Origin of the sequence: Paracoccus saliphilus, from assembly GCF_028553805.1 — a bacterium.
Classification (GTDB): domain Bacteria; phylum Pseudomonadota; class Alphaproteobacteria; order Rhodobacterales; family Rhodobacteraceae; genus Paracoccus; species Paracoccus saliphilus.
In genome coordinates this window covers 3981494-4006021 of the sequence record NZ_CP067140.1, presented here as the reverse complement: position 1 = coordinate 4006021, position 24528 = coordinate 3981494, and the positions used below count along the sequence as shown (strand labels likewise).

The window sequence follows — 24528 nt, the reverse complement described above, 5'->3', positions numbered from 1 at the left end:
CGCCGGAAGCAGGCGCCCCGGTTCCACCCGGATCAATAGGGCAGGCCATGCTCCTTGTGCAGCCGGTCGATGGCCTTGCAGAGCTCTTCGGACGGGGTCTTCCCAAAGCCTTCGATCAGGTGCTCGAGCTGTGCTCCGGTGGTCGCGCCAATGATCGGGACATTCCTGAAGGGGCGCGTCAATTGCCATGCGATGGAAAGCTGAACCGGATCCCAGCCATGCTCTGCGGCAAGCCTGTGATAGGCCGCCACAGCCTTCAGTGCCTGCGCGGTCTTGCGGCCGCCCAGATTGCCGAGCCCGCCATGCGCCTTGTCCACTGCGGCGCGGCTGCCTTCGGGCAAGGCATCGGTTTGATACTTGCCGGTCAGAAGGCCGGCGGCGAGCGGCGAAAATGCCAGCAGGGTCACGTCCTCGGCATTCGCGGCCTCGGCCAGATCGGTGTCATGGAGCCGGTGGAGCAGCGAATATTCATTCTGGATGGCGGCGACGCGCGGCCCACCCGTCCGATCCGCTACATCGCACCAGCGGGTCAGCCCCCATGCGGTCTCGTTCGACAACCCGAATGCGCGCAGCTTGCCCGATTTTACGGCTTCGGTCATCGCGTCAAGCACATCGGCCATGTGGTCCAGGACTTGCTGTTTCGAGCGGCTCGAAGAGTCATAGGTCCAGTTGTTGCGAAATGCCCATGTGCCTCGGACCGGCCAATGCAGTTGATAGAGGTCGATCCGGTCGGTCTGCAGCCGCCGCAACGAGGCGTCGATGGTCTGCCGGATGACTACGCCGTCATAGGGCGCGTTGTCGCGGACCGCCTGGCTGGGTCCGGTGACCTTGGTTGCCACTTCCACCCGGTCGCGATTGCCGGGTCGGGACAGCCAGCGGCCGAGGATTTCTTCCGAGCCGCCGACGGTTTCGCGTCTGACCGGGTTGACCGGATAGAGTTCGGCGCAATCCAGGAATGTCAGGCCGACATCCACTGCGCGGTCCAGCTGGGCATGGGCATCTGCCTCGCTCGTCTGGTTCCCGAAGGTCATGGTGCCAAGGCAGATTTCGCTGACCTCGACATCGCTGCCGCCAAGTTTCACGCGTTTCATGTTTGCCCCTGTGCTGTCATGTCGCGCGGGAAGCTAAGGATAACGGCAGGGGATACAACCCTTTTTCACCCCAGATGGCGCAGCCGGTCCAGGGCGCCCTGCAGGATATAGCCAGCCGCGACCTGGTCGATGACCTCGGAGCGGCGCTTGCGCGAGGTATCTGCTTCGAGAAGCGCGCGTTCAGCGGCGACGGTAGAGAGCCGCTCGTCCCAGAAACCGATGGGAAGATCGGTCAGGCCGGACAGGTTCCGGGCAAAGGCACGGGTCGATTGCGCCCTTGGTCCCTCGGTCCCATCCATGTTGCGTGGCAGACCGAGGATCAGCCCGGTGATCTGCCGTTCGCCCAGGATCGCCAGAAGGTCGGCGGCGTCCAGCGTGAATTTCCGCCGCCGGATCACCTTGAGCGGAGAGGCGACCTGCCGCATTCCGTCACTGACCGCGACCCCGATGGTCTTGGTGCCCAGGTCGAGCCCGGCCAAGGCCCCCATACGGGGCAGCGTGGCCGCCATATCGGCGATATCTTCGTGGATCATTGGGTCAATCCCGCCTTTTCCGCCGCCGCCTGAATCGGGGCAATCGCCTCGGGTGTGGCGCCAAAACGCTGTTGCGCCTCTTGCCAGATTGCGTGGGCCCGTTCGGTCTGTTCCAGAACCGCCAGAGACCCGATCAGTCGCGCCCATTCCTCGGGCGAGCCGCCCTGAGTTGCCAGCCGCGATTCCAGCCCGGCGACCATGCCCTCGATCATCTCCTGCCGTTCCCCGGCGGTCATGTCCTCGGCATCGGCCATCGCATCTGCGTCAGGACCGGGCAGTGCGGGCATCCCGGTGGTTTCCGGTTCGGGCGGAACATAGTCCGGCTGCCCGGCCAGCCAGGCAAGGTCACGGATGCTGGCCCGGATCGGTGCGTTCCAGGGGGCGTCATGGGGCCCCTCTTCGAGGAGCTGGCGCCAGATTGGAAAAGCACGGTCGGGTCGGCCATTCTGCAATTGGAGCAGGCCCAGAAGATAGCGGCCCTGAGGCAGGCTGCGATCCTTCTGCAAGGCGCGGGCAAGCAATTCTTCGGCCTCGGGTGTGATAATTCCGCCTGCCGCCTCGATCATCAGGGCCGAGAGTCGCATCAGTTCGCTGGCACTGGCCTGATCGCCTCGCAGTTCGACCAGCCGCTGCTGAGCCTCTCGTGCGGCGATCATGTTGCCGAGGCGCATCTCGTTCGTGGCCAGCAAGGTCAGCCCTTGCGGATCGTCGGGTGTCCTGGCCACCGCCTCGCGCAGTTGCTCGACCAGCGTGACATATTCCTGATCGACCTCGGGCTTATCGGGTTCGGGGGCCGCCGCCTCGGCCTCGGCCTGGTTCGGACGGTTGTCATAGGCGCGTTCGGCATTCGCGATCCGCGTGGATAGCGGCAAATCCGGGGCATCCGGTGCGCCTTGATAGAGATAAAGCCCGACCGCCCCGGCCAGCAGCACCGCCAGGGTGACGACTGCCCCGGCCATCTTGCCGCCGCGGCGGGACGGGGTCGCCTCGGTCAGCTTGCGATCGGTCTCCAGCACCTTGCGGCCGATCTCGTTGCGCAGGCGTCCGGCCTCGTCCTCGCCGATCACGCCGCGTTCCAGGTCGCGTTCGACCTCGCGAAGCTGATCGCGATAGACACGCAGGTCATAGCTGGCCGCCGAAGGCGTGTCGGCATCGCGCGCCCGCATGAGCGGAGCCGCAATCGCAGCCGCAACCACCAGCGTCAGAAGCGCGCATAACAGCCAGAACATCGGATCTCCTTGGTCTTCCCGATCCGGACTAACCGGTTTCCCCGCGACGGAAAAGTGAAACCGCGATGACAAGCCCGCGATAAAGACCTTTGCATGAGGGTCTTCCTGGCGCGCGGTGTCGCATTTCGCCGCGATCTGCCGCTGGATGCGTAGTCAGGTTGCGCTTCCCTCGCCATGGTGAAACGTGATTCAGGGTGGGGTTTCCATGTCGACAGCATCGCGTTCCGGTCGTTATTCCGTCTTTGCCATAGCCCGCGAGGCGTTGCGGCAGCATCAGGGCTGGCAGCGTGCATGGACGAATCCCCAACCGCGCGACCGCTACAAGGTGGTGATCGTCGGTGCGGGCGGGCACGGGTTGGCGACCGCCTATTACCTCGGCAAGAATTTCGGCATTACCGATGTCGCCGTGATCGAGAAGGGCTGGCTGGGCGGTGGCAATACCGGGCGCAACACCACGATCATCCGTTCGAACTATCTGCAGAACCCCTCGGCGGCGATCTACAACAAGGCGTTGCAGCTATACGAGACGCTGTCGCAGGAACTGAACTACAACATCATGTTCAGCCCGCGCGGGGTGATCATGCTGGCGCAGACCGAGCACGAGGTTCGTGGCTACAAGCGCACCGCCTATGCCAACAACCTGCAGGGCGTGGCGACCGAATGGATCGAGCCTGCCCGCGTCAAGGAACTGGTTCCGATCATCAGCCTGGAAGGGCCGCGCTATCCGGTCCTCGGCGGGCTTTATCAGACGCGCGGCGGCACTGCCCGGCATGATGCGGTGGCATGGGGATATGCGCGTGCTTGCAGCGATATGGGCATGCATATCATCCAGAACTGCGAAGTGCAGGGAATCGAGACCGAAGGCGGGCAGGTGCGCGCCGTCAATACTTCCAAGGGACGGATCGGCTGCGAGAAGCTGGCGATGGCCGTGGCGGGGCATTCCAGCCAGCTGGCCGAGATGGCGGGATTCCGTCTGCCCATCGAAAGCGTGGCGCTGCAGGCGCTGGTCTCCGAGCCGATCAAGCCCTGCATGGATGTCGTGGTGATGGCCAATACCGTTCATGGCTACCTGTCGCAATCCGACAAGGGCGAGATGGTGATCGGCGGCGGCACCGACGGGTTCAACAATTTCACCCAACGCGGCTCGTGGCATCATGTCGAGGAAACCGTGCGGGCATTGGTGGAAACCTTCCCGATGATCTCGCGTCTCAAGATGCTGCGGCAATGGGGCGGTATCGTGGACATGACCGGGGACCGATCGCCGATCCTGTCGGCGACCCCGGTGGGCGGCATCTTCGTCAATTGCGGTTGGGGCACCGGCGGATTCAAGTCGATCCCCGGCTCTGGCTGGGCGATGGCCGAGCTGATCGCGAATGGCTCTCCCGGCCCGCTGGCGGCGGAATTCGGCCTGAACCGCTTTCGCGAGGGGCGGTTCATCGATGAATCCGTCGCCGCCGGCGTGGCGCATTAGGCGGGGTTCCGCGCATGAAAAAACTTGCAGGAACCTTGGCGGTTAATCATGAATTGACTTGTTGCGAACCATGTCAACGAAAGGGACAATCATGGCTGAAGGCAATAAGAACGGGCTCTACTATATCATCGGCGCCGTCGTGGTCGTCGTGGCATTGCTGTTCTTCTTCATGGGCGGCGGTGAAAGCGGTGATCCGGCTGTCGAAGAACCCGCAGCCACCGAAGCACCGGCGGATCCCGCAGCCACAGAGGCCCCGGCCGATGATGCGGCCGCTCCTGCCGACGACGCCGCGGCTGACCCGGCTGCACCTGCCGATGACGCTGCAACGGAAGAGCCGGCGAACTGATGTAGACCGCGGGGGGAAATCCCTTTCTACTTCATCTGAATATTTACTGGGTGAGGCAGGTTTTGGAAAAAGTCTGACAAGGCTTTTCCGGTGCCTCCTGCCCGGAGGAACCGGGGGCGATCCGCTCCCGGTTTCTGCTTGCACGAGGTGCAGGCCATGACGCGTGATCCCGGTCTCGAATCCCAGCTTCTCGACGATCTCGACCATCCCGAGGGCGTCGAGGGCCGCCCGATGTTCGGCGGGCTTTGCTACATGCTGAACGGACATATGCTCTGCGCCGCGCGCGAGGGCCGGGCCATGTTTCGGGTTGGCAAGCAGGCCGAGCCAGAAGCGTTGCGTTTTCCCGGCACCGAACGCATGTCGCAATCCGGTCGCGACAAGCCCGGCTTCATCTGGCTGTCTGGACCTTCGCTTGCCGATGACACGATCCGCCGGGGCCTCGCCCGCATGGCGCTGACCCATGTTTCCATATTTCCGCCCAAGGACCGCTGAATGCTGATATTGACCTGTCCCTATTGTGGTATTCAAGCCGAAGAAACCGAGCTGCATCCGGGCGGCGAAGCGCATCTGAGACGCGTCGGTCCCGATGGCGGCGACGAGGAGTTCGAGGGCTACCTGTTTGCCCGCAAGAACCCCAAGGGCGTGCATTTCGAACGCTGGCGCCATTCCTATGGCTGCGGAAAATGGTTCCATGCCGCTCGCGATACCGCCACATTGCAGGTCTTTGGCACTTACAGCGCACAGACCCCGCACCCGCCCGCCGAGATCGTCGCCGCGATCCGCGCATCCCGCCCCGACTGGCAACCCGACTGGAACTGACGCAAGATGACCTACACGCCTCCCTTCCGTCTGGCCCGTGGCGGCCGCCTCATCGACCGCGCTTTCCAGGTTCCCTTCCGTTTTGACGGCCGCCATTTGCGCGGAGTGCAGGGCGATACGCTGGCTTCGGCCATGTTGGCCAATGGCCAGATGCTCATGGGCCGGTCCTTCAAGTATCATCGCCCGCGCGGCCCAATCGCTTCGGGCGCGGAAGAGCCCAATGCCCTGTTCGGCCTTGGCCAGGGTGGACGGTTCGAGCCCAACCAGCGCGCCACCACCACCGCGCTGGTTCCCGGCATGGTGCTGGGCAGCCAGAATTGCTGGCCCTCGCTGGATGCCGATATCGGTGCGGTCAACAGCTGGCTGTCGCCGATGTTTCCGGCGGGGTTCTATTACAAGACCTTCATGCAGCCGCGCCCGTTCTGGAAACATGTGTTCGAGCCGATCATCCGCCGCAGTGCCGGGCTTGGCCGCGCACCGAAGGAGCGCGACCCCGACATGTACGAGCAGGCCTATGGCTTTGCGGATGTGGTCGTTGTCGGTGGCGGTATCGCGGGGCTGACCGCCGCGCGCGAGGCGGCAGAGCAGGGCCAGCGCGTGATCGTGCTGGAGCAGAACCCGATCTGGGGCGGTCGCAGTCCGGTCGATCACCGCGACGGAGAGGCCGCCATTGACGCGCTGCTGGCCGATCTGCGCGGGCGTGACCATGTCACCCTGCGCCGCAACTGCATGGCGACGGGGCTTTACGATCACGGCTATCTTCTGGCGCGCGAGGCGCTGGCCGATCACGATCCCGACCAAGGCATACCGCGACAGCGGCTGTGGCGTATCCGGGCGGGGCGGATTGTCACCGCGACGGGTGCGCTGGAAAGGCCGCTCAGCTTTGCCTGCAACGATGTGCCGGGCGTGATGCTGGCTTCGGCTGTGCGGGACTTCATCAGCGATTACGGCGTGGCACCGGGCCAGAGGATCGTCCTGGTCACCAATAACGACGATGCCTATCGCACGGCGCTCATCGCCTCTGATGCCGGTCTCGACGTCGTGGCGATCATCGATGCCCGCGCAGATGCCTCGGGCGAACTGCCGCAGGCAGCGCGGGCCCGCAATATCCCCATATTGCTGGGCACAGGTATCGCCAAGATCAAGGGCAACCGCCATGTCGAGGGTGTGGCATTGTGCGATCAGTCCGGCGAAGGTGCGATCAGCGGCGTGCTGGATTGCGATATTGTCGCCATGTCAGGCGGCTGGTCCCCCGTCGTCCATCTGTGGAGCCATTGCGGCGGAAAGCTGCTCTGGGACGAGGGGCAGGCCATGTTACGCCCCGACCCCGACCGCCCGCCCCTTGGGGCGGATGGCCGCGGCAATGTCCTTGCCACTGGTGCTGCGAATGGCGATCTGCGCTGTGCGGGCGATCTGGAACGTCGCGAAGGCGCGACCATGCCTGTCTGGGTGATGCCTCGGAAAGCGCCCTACAAGCTGCGCTCCAAGATGTGGCTGGATTTCCAGAACGACGTGAAGGTGAGCGACGTGGAGCTGGCCGCGCGCGAGGGTTACGCAAGCGTCGAGCATACCAAGCGCTACACCACGCTTGGCATGGCCACGGATCAGGGCAAGGTCAGCAATATCAACGGGCTCGCCGTACTGTCCAAGGCCCTGGATCAGCCGATCCCGGCGACCGGGACGACCACCTTCCGCCCGCCCTATACGCCGTTGACACTGGCCACCATCGCCGCCGATGCGCGTGGCGAGGCGTTCCAGCCCCTGCGCAAGACCCCGATGCACGGCTGGCACGAGAAGCACGGCGCGTCATGGGAACCCGTCGGGCATTGGCGTCGCCCCTATTGCTATCCCCGCACAGGCGAGGATCGGCATGATGCCGTCAATCGCGAGATCGTGGCGGTACGCGGCGGCGTGGGCACGCTGGACGCCTCGACCCTCGGCAAGATCATCGTCAAGGGGCCGGATGCCGGGCGGCTGATGGACATGCTCTATACCAACATGATGTCCAGCCTGAAGGTCGGCAAATGCCGCTATGGGCTGATGTGCAACGAGAACGGCTTTCTGATGGATGACGGCGTGGTCGCGCGGTTGTCCGAGGACACATGGCTGTGCCATACGACCACCGGCGGGGCGGATCGTATCCATGCTCATATGGAAGACTGGCTGCAATGCGAATGGTGGGACTGGCAGGTCTATACCGCCAACCTGACCGAGCAATATGCCCAGATCGCCATCGCTGGTCCCAAGGCCCGTGACCTGCTTGAGCGCCTGCCCGGCAGCATCGATCTTTCCGCCGGAACCTTCCTCTTCATGACCTGGAAAGAGGGGGATATCGCCGGTATCCCCGCCCGAATCTATCGCATCAGCTTTTCGGGCGAACTCAGCTACGAGATCGCGGTGCCCGCCTCCCGCGGCTTGGAATTGTGGAAAAAGCTGCACGAGGTAGGCAGAGATCTCGACATCACCCCTTATGGAACCGAGGCGATGCATGTCATGCGCGCGGAAAAAGGTTTCATCATGATCGGAGATGAGACGGACGGCACCATCATCCCACAGGATCTGGGGCTGAACTGGGCGATCTCGAAGAAGAAGTCCGATTATATCGGCAAGCGCGCCCAAGCCCGCAGCCATATGGCCGATCGTTCGCGCTGGCAACTTGTCGGGTTGGAAAGCCTCGACGGCCGGGTGCTGCCCGATGGCGCCTATGCAGTGGACGAGGGCACCAATTCCAATGGTCAGCGCAAGATGCAGGGACGCGTGACCTCCAGCTATCATTCGCCGACCCTGAACATGCCGATCGCGATGGCGCTGGTCCGGCATGGGCCGAACCGCATGGGACAGATACTGGAGTTCCCGCTGCCTTCGGGCGAGGTAATGAAGGCGCGGATCTGCGACCCGGTCTTCTATGACAAGGAAGGGAGCCGTCTGAATGGCTGAGGCAGTTGCTACCGTCACCCCTGTGGAAGGGCTGGGCATGATCACGATCCGCGCCGACCTGTCGTGTGCGGGCGATGCCATCGCCGAAGCCGTGGGGCTGGTCATTCCCGAGACTTTGCGGATCGTCACCGATGGCAGTCGAAGCCTCGGCTGGATGTCGCCCGACGAATTGCTTCTGGTGCTGCCCGCGCAGGAGACTGCCGAGACCCTCGTCGCACTTGAACAGGCGCTGACCGGCGAACATGCGCTGGTAGCGGATATGTCCGATGCCCGCGCGGTCTTCGACGTCACCGGCCCGCATGCTGAAGACGTGATCGCCAAGCTTTGCCCCGCCGATCCGGTCGCCCTGCCGTCCGATGGCCTGCGCCGCACCCGTGCTGCGCAGACCGCCGCCGCTTTCTGGCAGATCGAGAGCGGATTCCGCATGATCGGCTTTCGTTCGACCGCCGATTATCTGGGGCTGGTTCTGCGGAATGCGGCGATCCCCGGTAGTCAGCTTGCCCCGCGTTAAGCCGGAAAGCCGTAGTCTGGCCCATATCTTCTTCATGCAAATATCCGCAGGGGTGAATTGACCGAGAGGTCAAGAGGGGGCGGCAGCCCCTTATACGCGGTCGTTCAAGAACCTGCCTTCCCCCCTTGCGTTGCCGGGGTAAATGCGGGACTGTGCCCCCGGCTTAACGGCTCAGGCCTTTCATTCAAGGAGAGGAAAATGGCTTTCACCCTTCCCGATCTTCCCTATGCCCATGATGCGCTGGCCGCTGCGGGCATGTCGAAAGAGACGCTGGAATATCACCACGACAAGCACCATAACGCCTATGTCGACAAGCTGAACGAGCTGGTCGCGGGCACCGAATGGGAAGGCAAGTCGCTGGAGGATATCGTCAAGGGCACCTATAATGACGGTGCCGTGGCGCAAAGCGGCATCTTTAACAATGCCAGTCAGCATTGGAATCATACCCAGTTCTGGGAAATGATGGCGCCGAAATCGAGTGCCATTCCGTCGGAACTGGAAAAAGCGCTGACCGAATCCTTCGGCTCGGTTGATGACTTCAAGAAAGAGTTCTCTGCAGCAGGCGCGGGCCAGTTCGGTTCGGGCTGGGCATGGCTGGTCAAGAATACCGATGGTTCGCTGGCGGTGACCAAGACCGAGAACGGTGTGAACCCGCTATGCTTCGGTCAGACGGCCCTGCTGGGCTGCGATGTATGGGAGCATTCCTATTACATCGATTTCCGTAATGCGCGGCCGAAATACCTGTCGAACTTCCTCGACAACCTGGTGAACTGGGAAAACGTCGCCTCGCGCATGTGATCGTTGCGGTCTCGTTATATCCTGCAAGGCCCGCCGGTTTTTATCCCGGCAGGCCTTTTACTTGCCTTTCTCGTGGCAGAGAAATGTTGAAAGGCGTGACCTGCGGCTTATAGCGCCCGCTATCTTCCTTTTACTGTAAACACCGCCACGTCTTACGCCGGTGCTTGTGCGTCCTCGTTCGGAGATTCGGTCAAGGTCGCGATATCGAGCTCGTCACCCGAACCGGCTCCGACGACCCGCGCTATTTCCACGCCATCCATGAAGACAAGGCGATCTTCGCCATTCTCGGTGATTTCCTGCGTGATCTCGGGCAGATCCTGCCCTTCCTCGGGCGAGTTGATCAGCAGGGCGATTTGATCTTCATCCGCGTTATAGTCATTGATTGTCACGCTTGAGGTGATGTCATCCGAACGCCAATCGGCGATGAAGCTATCCTCGCCTTCGCCGCCCGTTCCGTTATCGCCGTCACTCAACCAAAGCTGGTCATTGCCTTCCCCGCCTTCCAATGTGTCGGGGCCATCCTGCTCGGCCTCGGCGGCGTCGCGTGGCGCGGCGCGTTCCATACGCAGCCCGCTCAGCGTGTCGTCACCGGCGCCGCCCAGCACCACATCCGAACCACCCCAACCGAACAGGTTGTCGTCGCCTTCGCCACCGGCGATGCCGTCATCCCCATGACCGCCATTTATGGTGTCGTTTCCAGCGTCGCCGAAGACGAGGTCATCGCCAAATCCGGCATGCACATTGTCATTGCCCTCGCCGGCACGAATGATGTCGTTCCCCGGTTCGCCGCGAATCCCGTCATCGCCGAAGCCGCCGAGGATGTAATCATCCAGGTTGGAGCCCTTGATGATGTCGTCATCCGCGCCTCCGGCCATGGCGGTTGGCTTGAAGGCTTCGGCAACCAGATCGTCCTGGCCGGGTGTGCCTATGGTGAAATCTTCGTATGCTTCGGGATTGAAATCCTCCAGCCCTTCGAACGGTGCGTGATCGGGATCTGGTTCCGGGCCGGAGGAATTGTCGTCGTCATCGTTGCCGAGTGAAAGGCCAAGTGCCAGCGTGGCTCCAAATAATGCCCACCAAGACCAAAGTTGCATCGTATATTCGTCAAGCATTAAAATTGCTCCGTAATCTGTTACATCACATCGGGCGTTGCCTGGAAATTCCCGCCGGCCTCGGCATTGGCAATTGCCTTCCACGCAGTATAAGACCAACGGCGAAGAAAACACGAGAGCAAGGTGCCCCATGGCTAACCAAAATGACAGCTTTATCGACGAGGTGACCGAGGACCTGCGTCGTGATCGGCTGTTTGCACTATTTCGCCGATATGGCTGGATTGCGATCGTGGTGATTTTGGGCATCGTGGGCGGGGCGATCTGGCGTGAATGGTCGCTGTCACGCGAGCGTGCCGAGGCACAGACATGGGGTGATGCCGTCATGGAGGCCGAGGCAAGGGGTGATCCGGCGTCACTGGCGCAGGTGGATTCGCAGGGTTCGGGCGAGCGCAAGGCGTTGAGCGGGCTTCTGGCGTCGGGCCAGTGGGCCGAGTCGGGCGGAACGGATGCCGCTGCCGAGGCGTTGCGTGGTGTGAGCGAAGGGGCAGCATCGGACGGCATTTTGCATGAACTGGCGCAGTTGAAGCTGGTGATGCTGGAGGGTTCCGCGATGGATCCTACACAGCGCGACGAGATCCTGGCGCATTTATCGCGCAGCGGGGCTCCATTCGAATTGCTGGCGCTGGAGCAGAAGGCGGTGGCGCTGATCGAAGCCGGCCGCAGAAATGATGCCGTCACGCTGATCCAGCAAATTCAGAAAAGGCCGGAACTGAGCGAAGCCTTGCGTCGGCGGCTTTCGGAGATGATGATCGCCTTGGGCATCGAACCCGAACCGGGCAATGCCGTGCCGGCCGAATGACGATGCGGAAAAGGTCGATAATGACAGACGAGGGAGGGGCGAGCATGACCGCCACGTTGCGACTGACCATGGCTCTTGCGACCGTAGTGATATTGTCAGCATGCGGGGATCGCGAAGTCATCCTTCCGGGGGAACGGCTTGATCCGCTGGCGGTAGCTTCGCCGGACGGTCCGGCCGTAGAAGGGCCCGCCCCTGTCAGTTCCACGGCCTTGTCGCTGGCGGCACCGCGCGGGAATGGAGAATGGACCCATCGCGGCGGCAATGCCGCCCACCAACCGGGGCATGTCGCCCTCGGGGCCGGAACCAATCGCATCTGGACCGCGAATATCGGCCAGGGCGACGGTCGGCGGCACCGTATTACTGCGGACCCGATCGTGGCCGGTGGGCGCGTATTCACGCTGGACAGCCGCGCGAGGGTGACCGCCACGGCGCTATCGGGCGGAACCGCATGGTCGACCGACATCACTCCGGCCGGGGACAGCCGCGACAGCGCCTCTGGCGGGGGGCTCGCCTATGAGGGCGGGCGCATCTATGCGACGACCGGCTTTGGCGAATTGGTCGCCCTGGATGCCGCATCCGGTGCGGTGCTGTGGCGGCAGCGGATGGACACGGCCATTGGTGGCGGTCCCGCGGTTCAGAACGGCACGGTCTATGTCGCCGCGCGAAACAATATCGGTTGGGCTGTTCGCGCTGCAGATGGCAAAGTGCTGTGGCAAAGTTCGGGCACGCCTTCATCTTCGGGAGTGATGGGTGTTTCGGTGCCCGCGGTTCAGGGTAATACCGTCGTCTTTCCTTTCACCTCGGGACAGCTTCTGGCCGTCGATACCGAAACCGGGGGGACGCTCTGGTCGGCGCAGGTGGCCGGCAAGCGAACCGGCCGCGCCATCGCGACGATTCGCGACGTAACAGGCGATCCGGTGATTTCGGGAGGAACCGTTTATGGCGGCACGTCTTCGGGACGGATTGACGCGGTCGAAATGGCCACTGGAATCCGGAACTGGTCTTCGCGCGATGGGGCCAATGGCCCGGTCGTGGTTGCCGGAGGATCGGTATTCGCGGTCAATGACCAGGCCGAGCTGATCCGGCTGGATGCCGCCACCGGAGGGGTGATCTGGAGGATCGAGTTGCCCTATTATACTGACGAGAAAACCAAGCGGCAGGATAGCATCTACGCCCATTACGGTCCTGTTCTGGCCGGGGGGCGGCTATTCGTTGCTTCGTCCGATGGTGTTCTTCGCGCCTTCGATCCCGCTTCGGGACAGTTGGTCGGGCAGGGGCAAATTCCCGGAGGTGCGGCGGCGGCTCCGGTTGTGGCGGGGCAAACGCTTTATGTTGTGGCCCGCAGCGGCCAATTGCACGCATTCCGATGAGCTTTACCCTCGCCATCGTTGGCCGTCCGAATGTCGGGAAATCGACACTGTTCAACCGATTGGTCGGCAAGCGTCTCGCGCTGGTCGACGACCAACCCGGCGTGACCCGCGATCTGCGCGAAGGGCAGGGTCGCCTGGGCGACCTGCGTTTCGTGGTAATCGATTCCGCCGGCCTGGAGATGGCCGATGACGACAGCCTTCAGGGCCGGATGCGCCGCCTTACCGAACGCGCGGTCGACGAGGCGGATATATGCCTTTTTGTCGTGGATGCGCGTGCCGGCGTCACCGCGGCGGATGAATATTTCGCCGATATCCTGCGCCGACGTGCGCGCCACGTGATCCTTGCCGCCAACAAGTCCGAGGGGCGGGCCGGAGAGTTCGGCGCGCTGGAGGCATATGCACTCGGGCTCGGAGAACCTCTCCGCCTGTCGGCCGAGCATGGAGAGGGGATGGACGATCTCTATCGTGCGCTGGTCCCGTTGTCTGAGCAGGTCGAGGCAGAGCGCCCAGCGCCCATCGAACCCGCGACGGATGTGGATATTCCTGAACAGGAGGCGGACAGCGGCGAGGGCGCTGAAGACTGGCGGCCATCCGAGGCGCGGCCTTTGCAACTTGCGGTAATCGGGCGGCCCAATGCCGGGAAATCGACACTGATCAACAAGATTATTGGCGAGGATCGGCTGCTGACGGGCCCCGAAGCCGGGATCACCCGAGATTCGATCAGCGTCACGACCGAGTTCATGGGCACGCCGATGCGGGTCTTCGACACGGCGGGGATGCGCAAACGCGCGAAGGTGACTGACAAGGTCGAGAAACTCTCCGTGGCCGATGGGCTGCGCGCCGTTCGTTTCGCCGAGGTGGTGGTCGTGTTGCTGGACGTCGCGATACCCTTCGAACAGCAGGATCTGCGCATCGCAGATTTTGCCGAAACAGAGGGGCGCGCCGTCGTGGTCGCCGCGAATAAATGGGACCTGGAAGACGACAAGCCACACAAGCTGAACGAGCTTCGCGCGAATTTCGAACGGTTGCTGCCGCAGCTGAAAGGGGCTCCGCTGGTGACGGTCTCTGCCCGGACGGGCAAGGGGCTGGACCGCCTGCATGCCGCGATCCTCAAGGCGCATGAGGTCTGGAACCGGCGTGTCTCGACGGCCAAGCTGAACCGCTGGCTGGAGGCCATGACCGAGAGCCACCCGCCCCCCGCGCCGGGCGGTCGGCGGATACGGCTGCGTTACATGACCCAGGTCAAGACGCGTCCGCCCGCCTTCATCGTGAAGGCCACCCATACCGACAAGCTGCCCGACAGCTATCAGCGTTACCTGGTCAACGGACTGCGGACGGATTTCGATATGCCCGGCACACCGATCCGGCTGTTCTTCCGCGATCAGGGGGTGAACAATCCCTACCGGGCGAAGGCGAACAAGATTAGCCAGTCCGGGGCGTTATCGAAACACAAGAACCGGCAGCGTCCCAAGGGTGACTAAGTGGAGGGGGCAGTCTGCCCCCATCCGGCTGGCGCCGGATTCCCCCGAAGGTATTTGGACAAAGAAGAAGTCTCGATTCAGGCGAGCTTGCCATCTGCACCAAGCCGGGTTGCGCCGCCAAGATAGGGATGCAGCGCAGAGGGCAGATCGACCGAGCCATCCTCTTGCTGGCCGTTTTCGAGCACGGCGATCAGGCAGCGGCCGACGGCCAGTCCCGAACCGTTCAGCGTGTGGACGAATTCCGGCTTGCCGCCGCCCTCGGGACGGTAGCGGGCATTCATGCGCCGAGCCTGGAAATCGCCGCAATAGCTGACGCTGCTGATCTCGCGATACTGGTTCTGTCCCGGCAGCCAGACCTCCAGGTCATGGGTGATGCGGGCGCCGAAGCCCATATCCCCGGTGCACAGCACGATGGTGCGATAGGGCAGTTCCAGCGCTTCCAGCACCGCTTCGGCGCAGCTGGTCATGCGGGCATGTTCCTCCATGCCGGTTTCGGTATCGGTGATTGAGACCATCTCGACCTTCTCGAACTGGTGCTGGCGCAGCATGCCGGTCGTGTCGCGGCCCGCGCTGCCCGCCTCGGAGCGGAAGCATTGGCTATGCGCGACCATGCGGCGGGGCAGTCTGGCATGATCGATCAGGTCGCCATGCACGGTATTGGTCAGCGTCACCTCGGCGGTCGGGATCAGCCACCAGCCTTCACGGGTCTGATAGCTGTCCTCGCCGAATTTTGGCAATTGCCCGGTGCCGGTCATCATGTCTTCCAGCACTAGAACAGGCGTCCAGGTCTCTTCCAGGTCGTGCCGGGTCACATGCAGGTCGATCATGAACTGCGCCAAGGCGCGATGCAGTCGCGCCACGCCACCCTTCAGCATCACGAAGCGGCTGCCCGACAGTTTCGCGGCGGTTTCGAAATCCATGCCGGGCCTGACACCCGCAATCTCGAAATGTTCGACCGGGGCAAAGCCGAAGTTGCGGGGCGTTCCCCAACGATGCAGCTCGACATTATCCTCTTCGTCCTGGCCGTCCGGAATGCTGTCCAGGGGCAGGTTGGGAATGCCCATCAAGACATCGCGAAGCTGCGCGTCCAGCTCTGCCGCTTCGGTCTGCATGCGGGCGACATCCGCTTTTTTCTTGGCAACCAACTTGCGCAGGCGCTCGAATTCGGCCTCGTCGCCGCGACCCTTCGCGGCGCCTACTTCCTTGCTAGCCTTGTTCTGTTCGGCTTGCGCGGTCTCTGCTTCGACGATCTTCGCCCGCCGCTCGGAATCCAGCGACAGGATATCTTGCGACATGGCCTCGAGCCCCCGCCGCGCCAGGGCGGTATCGAAAGCCTGTGGATTCTCGCGGATGGCCCGGATGTCATGCATATTTGTCACCGTCGAAGCTGGTTATCGAGTTTTGACTAACCCATGCGGCAGCCAGACAAAAGCCTGCTTCTTCTTCATCTTCAATATCCCGGGGAGTCGCGGATAGGCGACGGGGCAGAGCCCCTGACAGAAGGCGACCGATATTCAGTCCGCGCAGAACAAGCGATACATCACGCCCACAACCTCGGCCGCCCGTGGGTCTGCGACGGAATAGAGCCGGGCCTTGCCGTCGCGGCGGCATGTCACCAGCCCTTCGGCACGCAAGCGTGCGAGCTGTTGGCTGACAGCCGCCTGCCGCTGGTTCAAGAGCTTTTCCAACTCGGTTACCGTTTTTTCGCCAGCCGCCAGATGACAAAGGATCATCATCCGGCCCTCATGCGCGAGCGCCTTCAGGAAAGAGGCGGCCTCGGTCGCGCGCCGCATCATTTCGGTTGAACTGACCTCGTCATCGGCGGTCCGATCCCGTTTGTCGATCTGTGTCATCCGCCGGCCTTTCCGGGATTCGCTACGATCCCCGCATCGGTCAGCATCCCGTCGATGAGCGGATAGAAATACTGGTCGCCAGGATACCCCTCCAGCCGTGAAAGCTCGGCGCCATCGCGCAGGAGGATAAAGGTCGGTGTGATGGTCGGGCGTCGATCCAGCGCAATGCCATCGGGCCAGGGGCCGTCGATATCGACCCGCAACAGGGGAGCCGCCTGTCCTTCGACAGATTTAGGAAAACCTGGCCCGATCTCGCGGTCCCATGCCTCGCAATAGATGCAGCCTTCTTGTTCGACCATCATCAAACGTATGGGCGCGGCCTGCCAATCCACGGTATCGCTGCCGATCCGTGGGGCTTCGCCAGCTTGGACCGGCGCGCTGGAGTATGCGCCCCCCAAGATCAGGATGATCGCCGTAATCATGGCGACGGATTTCACGGCAATTGCCCGCATCTGCGGTATTCCTTGCGATTTCAATTATGCATATCTAATCATCTTTGCATGTTGGAACAACAATCCTGTCGAATCTGACTGGCATAATCAGCGGATTCCGCCTGTTGTCTCTGATTGCCCAAAGCCGCTGCTGTGAGAACATATAGCAAAATGTGAATTTTTTGTTGCCAAAGGGAAGAATTACCTCTTACCTTGGGCGCGATACAGGGACACCGAAGGGAGGATCGCATGCTACGCCACGCCACTTCGGCGGTACTGGCGGCGTTATTGGCGCTGGCTTCCGCTATGCCATTGGCCGCCGATACCGCGCCGCAGGACGTCGCTTTCGGGGAGTATGGCTCGATTGAGACACCGCTGTCGGATACAGCCGGAGACCCCGAGAAGGGGGCCGAGATCTATGCCGATAAAGGCAGCGGCAATTGCGTCGCCTGCCATGCGATCAGCGACCGGTCGGATGCAGAGTTTCAGGGCACCATCGGTCCGGCGTTGGACGGTGCCGGTGATCGTTGGGACGAGGCGCAGCTACGGGGGATCGTGGCAGATGCCAAGAAAACTTTCCCTGAATCGATGATGCCCGGTTTCTACAAGACCTCTGGTTTTATCCGGCCCGGTGACGCGTTTACCGGCGATGCAGGGTCGGAGCCGTTGCCGCCATTGCTGACGGCGCAGCAGGTTGAAGATGTCATCGCCTATTTGGCGACGCTGAAGGAGTAAGAAGACATGATGATTGACAGACGTGACGTTCTGGTCAGCGGCGCCTCGGCAGCCGCGCTTGGAATGTTGCCATGGGCCGCTCTGGCACAGGACGCAGAAGCCGAGAAGACGATGGACGAATTGATCGCTGAGTTCACCGGCGGTGCCGAAGTGACTGACGGCGAGGGGATTGCCATCGATGCGCCCGAGATTGCCGAGAATGGCAATACAGTGCCGGTTTCGGTCGAAGCAGAGGGAGCATCCGAGATCCTGGTGTTGGCACCGGGCAATCCGGTTGCGGCCGTCGCGACATTCAAGTTCGGCGAGCTGGCGGGCAAACATATCGCCTCGACACGGATCCGGCTCGCACAAACACAGGATGTCACTGCCATTGCCAAGCTTGCGGATGGAAAATTCGTGCGCACTGCATCCAATGTCAAAGTTACCATCGGCGGCTGCGGCGGCTGAGCGGACAGGAGGAAATTTTAAATGGCAGAAAACGTCAAACCCCGGGTCCGTGTACCGAAGACAGCTTCGGCCGGTGAGGTTATCACGATCAAGACGCTGATTTCTCATCAGATGGAATCAGGCCAGCGCAAGGACAAGGAGGGTAATGTCATCCCGCGTTCGATCATCAACCATTTCAGCGTGACCTTTAATGGCGCGCCGGTGATCGATGTCGACATGGAGCCCGCGATCAGCACGAATCCCTATTTCGAGTTCGAGGCCACTGTGCCGGAATCGGGTGAATTCGTTTTCACATGGCAGGATGACGACGGCTCCGTCTATGAAGACAAGCAGTCCATCGAGGTGTCCTGAGCGCGCTGAATAAGAGGCGAGGCAGCCCCGGTCTGTCATTTATGGCCGGGCGCCACCCAAGGGAGGAAAAACCATGACGACCCTGATCCGTCCTAATGTGCGTGCCGTGATGGCGTCGGCCCTCGTGCTTGCCCTGTCATCGCCCGCCATGGCCCAGACAGAACCCGAGCATACCGACCCGATTGTCATCAATGGCGGTGAGGTCGAAATGCAGACGGCTGTGCCCGCCCCGGATCACCTTGAGGGCGCATTCGATCAGATCTATTCGGGCTGGCTGTTCCGCGATACCGAGACGCAGGCGATGCAGCTGGATGATTTCGAGAATCCCGGTCTGATCTTTGTGGACCAGGGCATCGATGACTGGAATACCGTGGAGGGTGAGGCCGGCAAGAGCTGTGCTTCCTGCCACGAGGGAATCGAAAGCATGGAGGGTCTTCGTGCCGAGGTGCCCAAGGTCAATGCCGAAGGCGAGCTGTGGGCAATGGAAGATTACATCAACGATTGCCGCACCAACCGGATGCAGGCCGAGGCACTGGACTGGAATGGCGGCCGGATGAAGAACCTGACCGCGGCGATCTCTATGCAATCACGCGGAATGCCAATGAATGTGGCGATCGACGGCCCGGCCCAACCCTATTGGGAGCAGGGCAAGGAGATGTACTACACTCGTTTCGGTCAGTTGGAACTGGCCTGCGCGAATTGCCACGAGGATCACTATGGCGACTGGATCCGGGCCGACCATCTGAGCCAGGGCATGACCAATGGTTTCCCGGTTTATCGTCTGAAACAGGCCGCGCTGGTGTCGCAGCATAATCGCTTCCGGGGATGTATCCGGGATACGCGGGCAGAGACCTTTGCGATGGGCACCGACGAGTTTCGTGCGCTCGAGCTTTACGTCGCCTCGCGCGGCAATGGCCTGCCGGTCGAGGGTGTCAGCGTCCGTCACTGAAGATTGGCCCGCGCGGATGAGTCGCGCGGGCCTTTTCATCTCTATTACGTTCACACATATGAATATGTAGGAGCACGCCGATGTTTTCTCGCCGCGAGATGTTGCAGCTTGGACTTGCCGGTTCGGCCGCGATGACGGGGCTTGGTTTCAGCAATCTGCCCCGTGCCTTTGCTCAACAAGCACTGACGCAGGATCAGTTGTTGCAGTTCGAGGATTTCGGCAACCTGACCCTGATCCATCTGACGGACTGTCATGCGCATCTGCGGCCGATCTATTTCCGCGAGCCCGATACCAATATCGGTGTCGGTGATGCGAAGGGACGGGTGCCGCATGTCGTGGGCGAGGCGTTCCAGAAGATGTTCGGGATCGAGCCCGGCAGTCCCGGTGCTTACGCGCTGACCTGGCCCGATTTCACCGACCTTGCCCGGAGCTATGGCCGGATGGGTGGCTTCGATCGTATCGCTACGGTGGTCAAGGCGATTCGTGCTGCACGGCCTGACTCGATCCTGCTGGATGGCGGCGATACGTGGCAGGGCAGCTATACCAGTTTGCAGACCCGTGGCGAGGACATGGTGCGGGCGATGAACCTGCTGGGCAGCGAGGCGATGACCGCGCATTGGGAGTTCACCTTCGGCACCGAGCGAGTGCAGGAATTGATGGAGATGATGGACCAGCCGTTGCTGGGCGCGAACATCTTCGACGCAGAGTGGGACGAGCCTGCATTCGAACCCTCGAAGATATTCGAGAAAGGCGGTTTACGAGTCGGTGTCGTGGGGCAGGCTTTCCCCTATACGCCAATCGCCAATCCTAACTGGATGTTCCCCGAATACAGCTTTGGTATCCGCGAAGAGCGGATGCAGCAAGTGGTCGATGATCTGCGCGCCGAAGGCGTCGATCTGGTCGTCTGTCTTTCGCATAACGGTTTCGATGTCGATCACCAGATGGCAAGCCGGGTGAAGGGCATCGACGTGATCCTGTCGGGCCACACCCATGATGCGATCCCCGAACCGGTCGTCGTCGGCGATACCATCATCATTGCCAGCGGCAGCCACGGCAAATTCGTCAGCCGCGTCGATCTGGATGTGCGCGATGGCAAGATGATGGGTTTCCGCCACAAGCTGATCCCGATCTTCTCGGACGTGATCCAGCCCGATCCCGACATGGCGTCTCTGGTCGAGGAAATTCGTGCGCCCTACAAGGCGGACCTGGAAGAGGTAATCGGCAAGACCGAGGGCCTTCTTTATCGTCGCGGCAATTTCAACGGCAGTTGGGACGACCTGATCTGCGACGCGATGCTGTCCGAGCGTGATGCCGAGATCGCCCTGTCGCCCGGTGTGCGTTGGGGGGCTTCTGTCCTGCCCGGTGATATCACCCGCGAAGATATCCATTCGGTGACGTCAATGACCTACGGGCAGGTCTATCGCACCGAGATGTCGGGCGAGATGCTCAAGACTGTCATGGAGGATGTGGCCGACAATATCTTCAACACTGATCCTTACTACCAGCAGGGTGGCGACATGGTCCGTGTGGGCGGGCTTGGATATAGCATAGAACCCTATGCCGATATGGGGAGCCGCATCACCGGGATGAAGCTGCTCAAGGATGACAGCCCTATCGATCCTGCGCGCAACTATGTCGTCGCGGGCTGGGCCTCGGTCAATGAGGGCACGGAGGGACCGCAAATCTGGGACCTCGTCGAGGATTATATTCGTACGCAGGGCACAATCAGCCCCGCACCCAACAATTCCATTACCGTCAAGGAAGACTGAGGGAGGAGCTACCCAAATGTCAAAATCTGTACCGACCAGCCGCCGCGGCATTCTGCGGGCGGGGCTGGCGGCTGGTGCCTTGTTGCCTGCCGCCAGCCTGTCGGCCCGTGCTCAGGGAGGCCCCGATCCGCTGATCACCGAGGTTCAGGATTGGGCCAGCTATACCGGAGAAGGCGTGGACGAAACGCCCTATGGTCTGCCGATCCACTTTGAAGCCGACGTGATCCGCCGTAATGTCCCATGGCTGACCGCCGATCCGATCAGTTCGATTAATTTCACGCCGATCCACGCGCTGGACGGCACGATCACGCCCGCGGGCTGCGCCTTCGAGCGGCACCATTCCGGTGCCATCGAACTTGCCAAGCCCGATTACCGGCTGATGATCAACGGCCTCGTCGATCGCCCGCTGGTCTTCACCTATGCCGATCTGGAAAGGTTCCCGCGTCATTCCGGGGTCTATTTCTGCGAATGCGCGGCCAATAGCGGCATGGAATGGGCGGGGGCTCAGCTTAACGGCTCGCAATATACCCATGGCATGATCCACAACATGGAATATGTCGGCGTGTCGCTGAAAACGCTGCTGGACGAGGCTGGCATCCAACCCGAGGGCAAATGGCTTTATGTCGAGGGTGCTGATGCATCCTCGAATGGTCGTTCGATTCCGCTGGAAAAGGCGCTCGACGATTGCATGATTGCATTCAAGGCAAATGGAGAAGCCCTTCGGAAAGAACACGGCTACCCAGTCCGCCTGATCGTGCCGGGTTGGGAGGGCAATCTCTGGGTCAAATGGTTGCGCCGGATCGAAGTGACCTCCGGCCCGGTGGAAAGCCGCGAGGAAACCTCTAAATATACCGACACGCTGGATAACGGGATCAGCCGGAAATGGACATGGGTGATGGATGCCAAATCCGTCGTCACTGCTCCCAGTCCACAATCGCCCATCCAGCACGGGAAGGGGCCGCTGGTCATCACCGGTCTGGCATGGTCGGGCAGGGGGGTGATCACCCGCGTCGATGTCTCGACCGATGGTGGCAAGAATTGGCAGACGGCCCGACTTGCAGCCCCCGGTCAACGAATGGCGATGACACGTTTCTGGCTGGAGCATGACTGGAACGGCGAAGAGATGTTGCTGCAGTCCCGTGCTATCGACGAAACCGGCTATGTCCAACCGACCAAGGAGGCGCTGCGCGATATTCGTGGCGAGAATTCAGTCTACCACAATAACGGCATCCAGACATGGTGGGTGCGCGAGGATGGGAGTGCGGAAAATGTCGAAGTGTCTTGATGCCATCCTGCTGAGCGCTTTGCTGGCCACTCCCGTTTTGGCCGATCCGCTCGGTTTAGGGCGGGATGCACTGCCCGAGGAAATCGCCGCATGGGATGTGGACGTCATGCCGGACGGAACGGGTTTGCCGGAAGGCTCGGGCGACGTGATGACCGGCGAAGAGGTGTTTCTGGAAAAATGCGCTGCCTGTCACGGTGATTTCGCCGAAGGGCTGGGCAATTGGCCGCCACTTGCCGGGGGCGAAGATACATTGGACCGAAAGGACCCGGTCAAGACGGTCGGCAGCTATTGGCCCCATCTTTCTACGGTATGGGACTATGTCAATCGCTCGATGCCCTTCGGGCAGGCGCAGCTCCTGACACCCGACGAGACCTATGCGATTACCGCTTATATCCTCTATTCGAACTATCTGGTCGAGGAAGATTTCGTGCTGTCGCGTGAGAACTTCTCCGAAATCGCGATGCCCAATGCCGAGGGTTTCATCATCGATGACCGTTCGGATGCCGAATATCCGCTGTTCACGGTGGAAGCCTGCATGCAGGACTGCAAGGAGAGCGTCGAGATCACCATGCATGCCTCGGTCATCGACGTGACACCGGGTGAAGCCGCTGACGAAGAAGAGGCAAGTCCGGCCAGCAACGAGGAAGAACCAGCCGTCGATCCCGAGCTGGTCGCGGCAGGGGAAAAGCAGTTCAATAAATGCAAGGCCTGCCACATGGTCGGAGAGGATGCGCAAAACCGTGTCGGACCGGTACTTAACGGCATCATCGGTCGCGCCGCCGGAGCAGTTGATGACTACACATATTCATCTGCCATGGCTGAGGCTGAAATCATCTGGGACGACGAAGAACTCCGCGCCTTCCTGGGCGATCCGAAAGGCTTCCTGCCTGGAAACAAGATGTCCTTTCCCGGCTTGAAGGCATCCGAGGATATCGATGCGATCATCGCTTATCTGCGGGCGCATCCATAGTCTTGGCACTTTGGAATTCAGTTACATGTCCGGGATCGCGTCCCGTCAGTCGTTGATATCGCGATCCCAGATACGCACCTGTCCCTTGTTCACCCCCGCGACCCGGCGCAGGATCAGCCAGATCACGCCGGACAGAACGGCCGTCACTACCAACGTCAAGGGCAATCCCGCTGACCAGATTCCGCTGATCAGCAGCAAACCCATCAACCCGACCGCCGCAGCGATCCCCATGAAGATCCAACCCGGCGCGAACAGTTCCAACACCGCCAGAACCAGTGCCGCGATGATCCAGAGCCATCCGTTCAGCCAGATCATTGCTCCTTGCCTTTCAATAGCTTGAATGCATCGGTGAAGGATTCAAGCGCGGCCGCGGGGAGGATGACGGTCTGCTTGCCTTCACCCTTGCCTACCTCGGTCAACGCCTCTGCCTGCTTCATCGCGATCTGATATTGTGCGGCGCGCAATCCGTTCTTCGAGATCGCCTCGGCAACGGCTGAAGTCGCATAGGCCTCGGCATCGGCCAGGATGCGCCGGGCCTTGGCCTGCTGTTCGGCGGCATAGAGCTCGCCATCGGCGGCCAGTTCGACCGCGCGGCGTTTGCCTTCGGCCTCGGTCACCTGCGCGCGGCGGGCGCGTTCGGCGTTCAATTGCTGCAGCATGGCGGCCCGCGTTGCCTCGTCCAGGTTGACGTCGAGGATCTCGGCCCGCGTTACTTCGATTCCCCAGTCATCGACGACATTCACCAGGGAATCACGGATGCGCTCGATCAGCTGCGCCCGATTCGATTGCACCTGGTCCAATTCGACCGTGCCAATCTCGGACCGCACGATTCCCGCAACCGTCGTCGCGATCGCCGCGTCGATATCGCGGATGCGGTAGACGGTCTTTTCCGGCTCGATGATGCGATAGAAGACCGATGTCTCGACCTCCACCAGCACGTTGTCGGCGGTGATGGCATCTTGACGATTGGTGGGAAGTTGGCGCTCAAGGATCGAAATCTTGTGCGCCACCCGGTCCAGGAACGGCACGGTGAAATTGATGCCCGGCCCCAATACCGACCGAAGCCGCCCGAAGCGTTCCACGACGTATTTGTCGGATTGCGGAACGATGCGGACAGCGCTGCTGATCGCCAGGAAGATTACGATTGCGAGAACAATAAGGGCCAGATTCTGGCCAAGCAGATCGCCAAGGATCGTCGTCAAATCTTGCATGGGGAAAATCTCTTTCTGTTTAATGGATTA

At 61.6% G+C, this 24528-nt stretch carries 26 protein-coding genes; 17 read left to right on the top strand and 9 right to left on the bottom strand.

All coding sequences use genetic code 11. From position 1 onward, the window contains the following. Window positions 1–32 precede the first annotated feature (32 nt). The 3 genes from JHX88_RS19215 to ccmI all read right to left on the bottom strand — a co-directional run bounded on the left by JHX88_RS19215 (window position 33) and on the right by ccmI (window position 2853). On the bottom strand, window positions 33–1091 hold the full coding sequence (locus JHX88_RS19215; RefSeq protein WP_076527280.1) for an aldo/keto reductase: 1059 nt from the start codon (window positions 1089–1091) through the stop codon (window positions 33–35). 65 nt (window positions 1092–1156) lie between these two features. Continuing rightward, on the bottom strand, window positions 1157–1624 hold the full coding sequence (gene ruvX, locus JHX88_RS19210; RefSeq protein WP_076527281.1) for a Holliday junction resolvase RuvX: 468 nt from the start codon (window positions 1622–1624) through the stop codon (window positions 1157–1159). Next, complete coding sequence (ccmI, locus tag JHX88_RS19205; RefSeq protein ID WP_076527282.1) at window positions 1621–2853, bottom strand: c-type cytochrome biogenesis protein CcmI; 1233 nt, start codon at window positions 2851–2853, stop codon at window positions 1621–1623. Before ccmI ends, ruvX begins: the two co-directional genes overlap by 4 nt. Before the next feature lie 205 nt (window positions 2854–3058). Here ccmI and JHX88_RS19200 point away from each other — a divergent pair, with 205 nt between their 5' ends. The 7 genes from JHX88_RS19200 (at window position 3059) to JHX88_RS19170 (ending at window position 9735) form a co-directional block, all read left to right on the top strand. Beyond that, on the top strand, window positions 3059–4324 hold the full coding sequence (locus tag JHX88_RS19200) for a sarcosine oxidase subunit beta family protein (protein ID WP_076527283.1): 1266 nt from the start codon (window positions 3059–3061) through the stop codon (window positions 4322–4324). A gap of 91 nt (window positions 4325–4415) precedes the next feature. Continuing rightward, window positions 4416–4670, top strand: a complete 255-nt coding sequence (locus tag JHX88_RS19195; protein WP_076527284.1) for a hypothetical protein — start codon at window positions 4416–4418, stop codon at window positions 4668–4670. 156 nt (window positions 4671–4826) lie between these two features. Beyond that, window positions 4827–5162 (top strand): TfoX/Sxy family protein, encoded by a 336-nt coding sequence (locus tag JHX88_RS19190; RefSeq protein WP_076527369.1) that lies wholly within the window; start codon window positions 4827–4829, stop codon window positions 5160–5162. After that, window positions 5163–5489 carry a sarcosine oxidase subunit delta gene (locus JHX88_RS19185; RefSeq protein WP_076527285.1) on the top strand — a complete coding sequence of 109 codons (327 nt, stop codon included), beginning with the start codon at window positions 5163–5165 and terminating at the stop codon, window positions 5487–5489. Between the two features lie 6 nt (window positions 5490–5495). Then, on the top strand, window positions 5496–8426 hold the full coding sequence (locus JHX88_RS19180) for a sarcosine oxidase subunit alpha family protein (RefSeq protein WP_076527286.1): 2931 nt from the start codon (window positions 5496–5498) through the stop codon (window positions 8424–8426). Next, window positions 8419–8937: a sarcosine oxidase subunit gamma gene (locus JHX88_RS19175; protein ID WP_076527287.1), complete on the top strand. Its 519-nt coding sequence runs from the start codon at window positions 8419–8421 to the stop codon at window positions 8935–8937. Before JHX88_RS19180 ends, JHX88_RS19175 begins: the two co-directional genes overlap by 8 nt. Window positions 8938–9135: 198 nt before the next feature. Next, on the top strand, window positions 9136–9735 hold the full coding sequence (locus JHX88_RS19170) for a superoxide dismutase (protein WP_076527288.1): 600 nt from the start codon (window positions 9136–9138) through the stop codon (window positions 9733–9735). 152 nt (window positions 9736–9887) lie between these two features. On the opposite strand, the gene JHX88_RS19165 is transcribed toward JHX88_RS19170, so the two are convergent. Continuing rightward, a complete protein-coding gene (locus tag JHX88_RS19165; protein WP_176011474.1) occupies window positions 9888–10829 on the bottom strand; it encodes a calcium-binding protein in 942 nt (313 codons plus the stop codon). 148 nt (window positions 10830–10977) lie between these two features. Here JHX88_RS19165 and JHX88_RS19160 point away from each other — a divergent pair, with 148 nt between their 5' ends. From JHX88_RS19160 to der, 3 genes are read left to right on the top strand one after another with little or no spacing between them, the layout of a single operon-like run. Continuing rightward, complete coding sequence (locus JHX88_RS19160; protein WP_076527290.1) at window positions 10978–11646, top strand: tetratricopeptide repeat protein; 669 nt, start codon at window positions 10978–10980, stop codon at window positions 11644–11646. Between the two features lie 44 nt (window positions 11647–11690). After that, window positions 11691–13016: a PQQ-like beta-propeller repeat protein gene (locus JHX88_RS19155; protein WP_076527370.1), complete on the top strand. Its 1326-nt coding sequence runs from the start codon at window positions 11691–11693 to the stop codon at window positions 13014–13016. Beyond that, window positions 13013–14497: a ribosome biogenesis GTPase Der gene (der, locus tag JHX88_RS19150; RefSeq protein WP_076527291.1), complete on the top strand. Its 1485-nt coding sequence runs from the start codon at window positions 13013–13015 to the stop codon at window positions 14495–14497. The genes JHX88_RS19155 and der overlap by 4 nt, the downstream gene beginning before the upstream one ends. 77 nt (window positions 14498–14574) lie before the next feature. Here der and serS read toward each other — a convergent pair whose 3' ends face one another. The 3 genes from serS to JHX88_RS19135 all read right to left on the bottom strand — a co-directional run bounded on the left by serS (window position 14575) and on the right by JHX88_RS19135 (window position 16802). Beyond that, the gene (serS, locus tag JHX88_RS19145; protein WP_076527292.1) at window positions 14575–15867 is read right to left on the bottom strand and encodes a serine--tRNA ligase; all 1293 of its coding nucleotides are present in this window, start codon (window positions 15865–15867) and stop codon (window positions 14575–14577) included. Between the two features lie 144 nt (window positions 15868–16011). Continuing rightward, window positions 16012–16350 (bottom strand): ArsR/SmtB family transcription factor, encoded by a 339-nt coding sequence (locus JHX88_RS19140; protein WP_076527293.1) that lies wholly within the window; start codon window positions 16348–16350, stop codon window positions 16012–16014. After that, window positions 16347–16802: a thioredoxin domain-containing protein gene (locus tag JHX88_RS19135; protein ID WP_272848111.1), complete on the bottom strand. Its 456-nt coding sequence runs from the start codon at window positions 16800–16802 to the stop codon at window positions 16347–16349. The genes JHX88_RS19140 and JHX88_RS19135 overlap by 4 nt, the downstream gene beginning before the upstream one ends. 228 nt (window positions 16803–17030) lie before the next feature. On the opposite strand from JHX88_RS19135, the gene soxX reads away from it, so the two are divergent. The 7 genes from soxX to JHX88_RS19100 all read left to right on the top strand — a co-directional run bounded on the left by soxX (window position 17031) and on the right by JHX88_RS19100 (window position 23287). After that, entirely contained in the window at window positions 17031–17516 is a 486-nt protein-coding gene (gene soxX, locus JHX88_RS19130) for a sulfur oxidation c-type cytochrome SoxX (protein WP_076527295.1), read from the top strand. Between the two features lie 6 nt (window positions 17517–17522). Continuing rightward, window positions 17523–17963 carry a thiosulfate oxidation carrier protein SoxY gene (gene soxY / locus JHX88_RS19125; RefSeq protein ID WP_076527296.1) on the top strand — a complete coding sequence of 147 codons (441 nt, stop codon included), beginning with the start codon at window positions 17523–17525 and terminating at the stop codon, window positions 17961–17963. A 21-nt stretch (window positions 17964–17984) separates the two neighbouring features. After that, window positions 17985–18314: a thiosulfate oxidation carrier complex protein SoxZ gene (gene soxZ, locus JHX88_RS19120; protein ID WP_076527297.1), complete on the top strand. Its 330-nt coding sequence runs from the start codon at window positions 17985–17987 to the stop codon at window positions 18312–18314. Window positions 18315–18387: 73 nt separating this feature from the next. Beyond that, complete coding sequence (gene soxA / locus JHX88_RS19115) at window positions 18388–19263, top strand: sulfur oxidation c-type cytochrome SoxA (RefSeq protein WP_076527298.1); 876 nt, start codon at window positions 18388–18390, stop codon at window positions 19261–19263. 80 nt (window positions 19264–19343) lie between these two features. Beyond that, a complete protein-coding gene (gene soxB, locus JHX88_RS19110) occupies window positions 19344–21032 on the top strand; it encodes a thiosulfohydrolase SoxB (protein WP_076527299.1) in 1689 nt (562 codons plus the stop codon). Window positions 21033–21048: 16 nt separating this feature from the next. Then, window positions 21049–22317: a sulfite dehydrogenase gene (gene soxC / locus JHX88_RS19105; RefSeq protein WP_076527300.1), complete on the top strand. Its 1269-nt coding sequence runs from the start codon at window positions 21049–21051 to the stop codon at window positions 22315–22317. Further along, complete coding sequence (locus JHX88_RS19100) at window positions 22301–23287, top strand: c-type cytochrome (RefSeq protein ID WP_141225889.1); 987 nt, start codon at window positions 22301–22303, stop codon at window positions 23285–23287. The genes soxC and JHX88_RS19100 overlap by 17 nt, the downstream gene beginning before the upstream one ends. Before the next feature lie 45 nt (window positions 23288–23332). Here the strand turns inward: JHX88_RS19100 and JHX88_RS19095 are convergent, their stop codons facing one another. After that, window positions 23333–23602, bottom strand: coding sequence for an NfeD family protein (locus JHX88_RS19095; RefSeq protein WP_076527302.1), 270 nt, complete (start codon window positions 23600–23602; stop codon window positions 23333–23335). Then, entirely contained in the window at window positions 23599–24498 is a 900-nt protein-coding gene (locus tag JHX88_RS19090; protein ID WP_076527303.1) for an SPFH domain-containing protein, read from the bottom strand. The genes JHX88_RS19095 and JHX88_RS19090 overlap by 4 nt, the downstream gene beginning before the upstream one ends. Window positions 24499–24528: the final 30 nt, after the last annotated feature.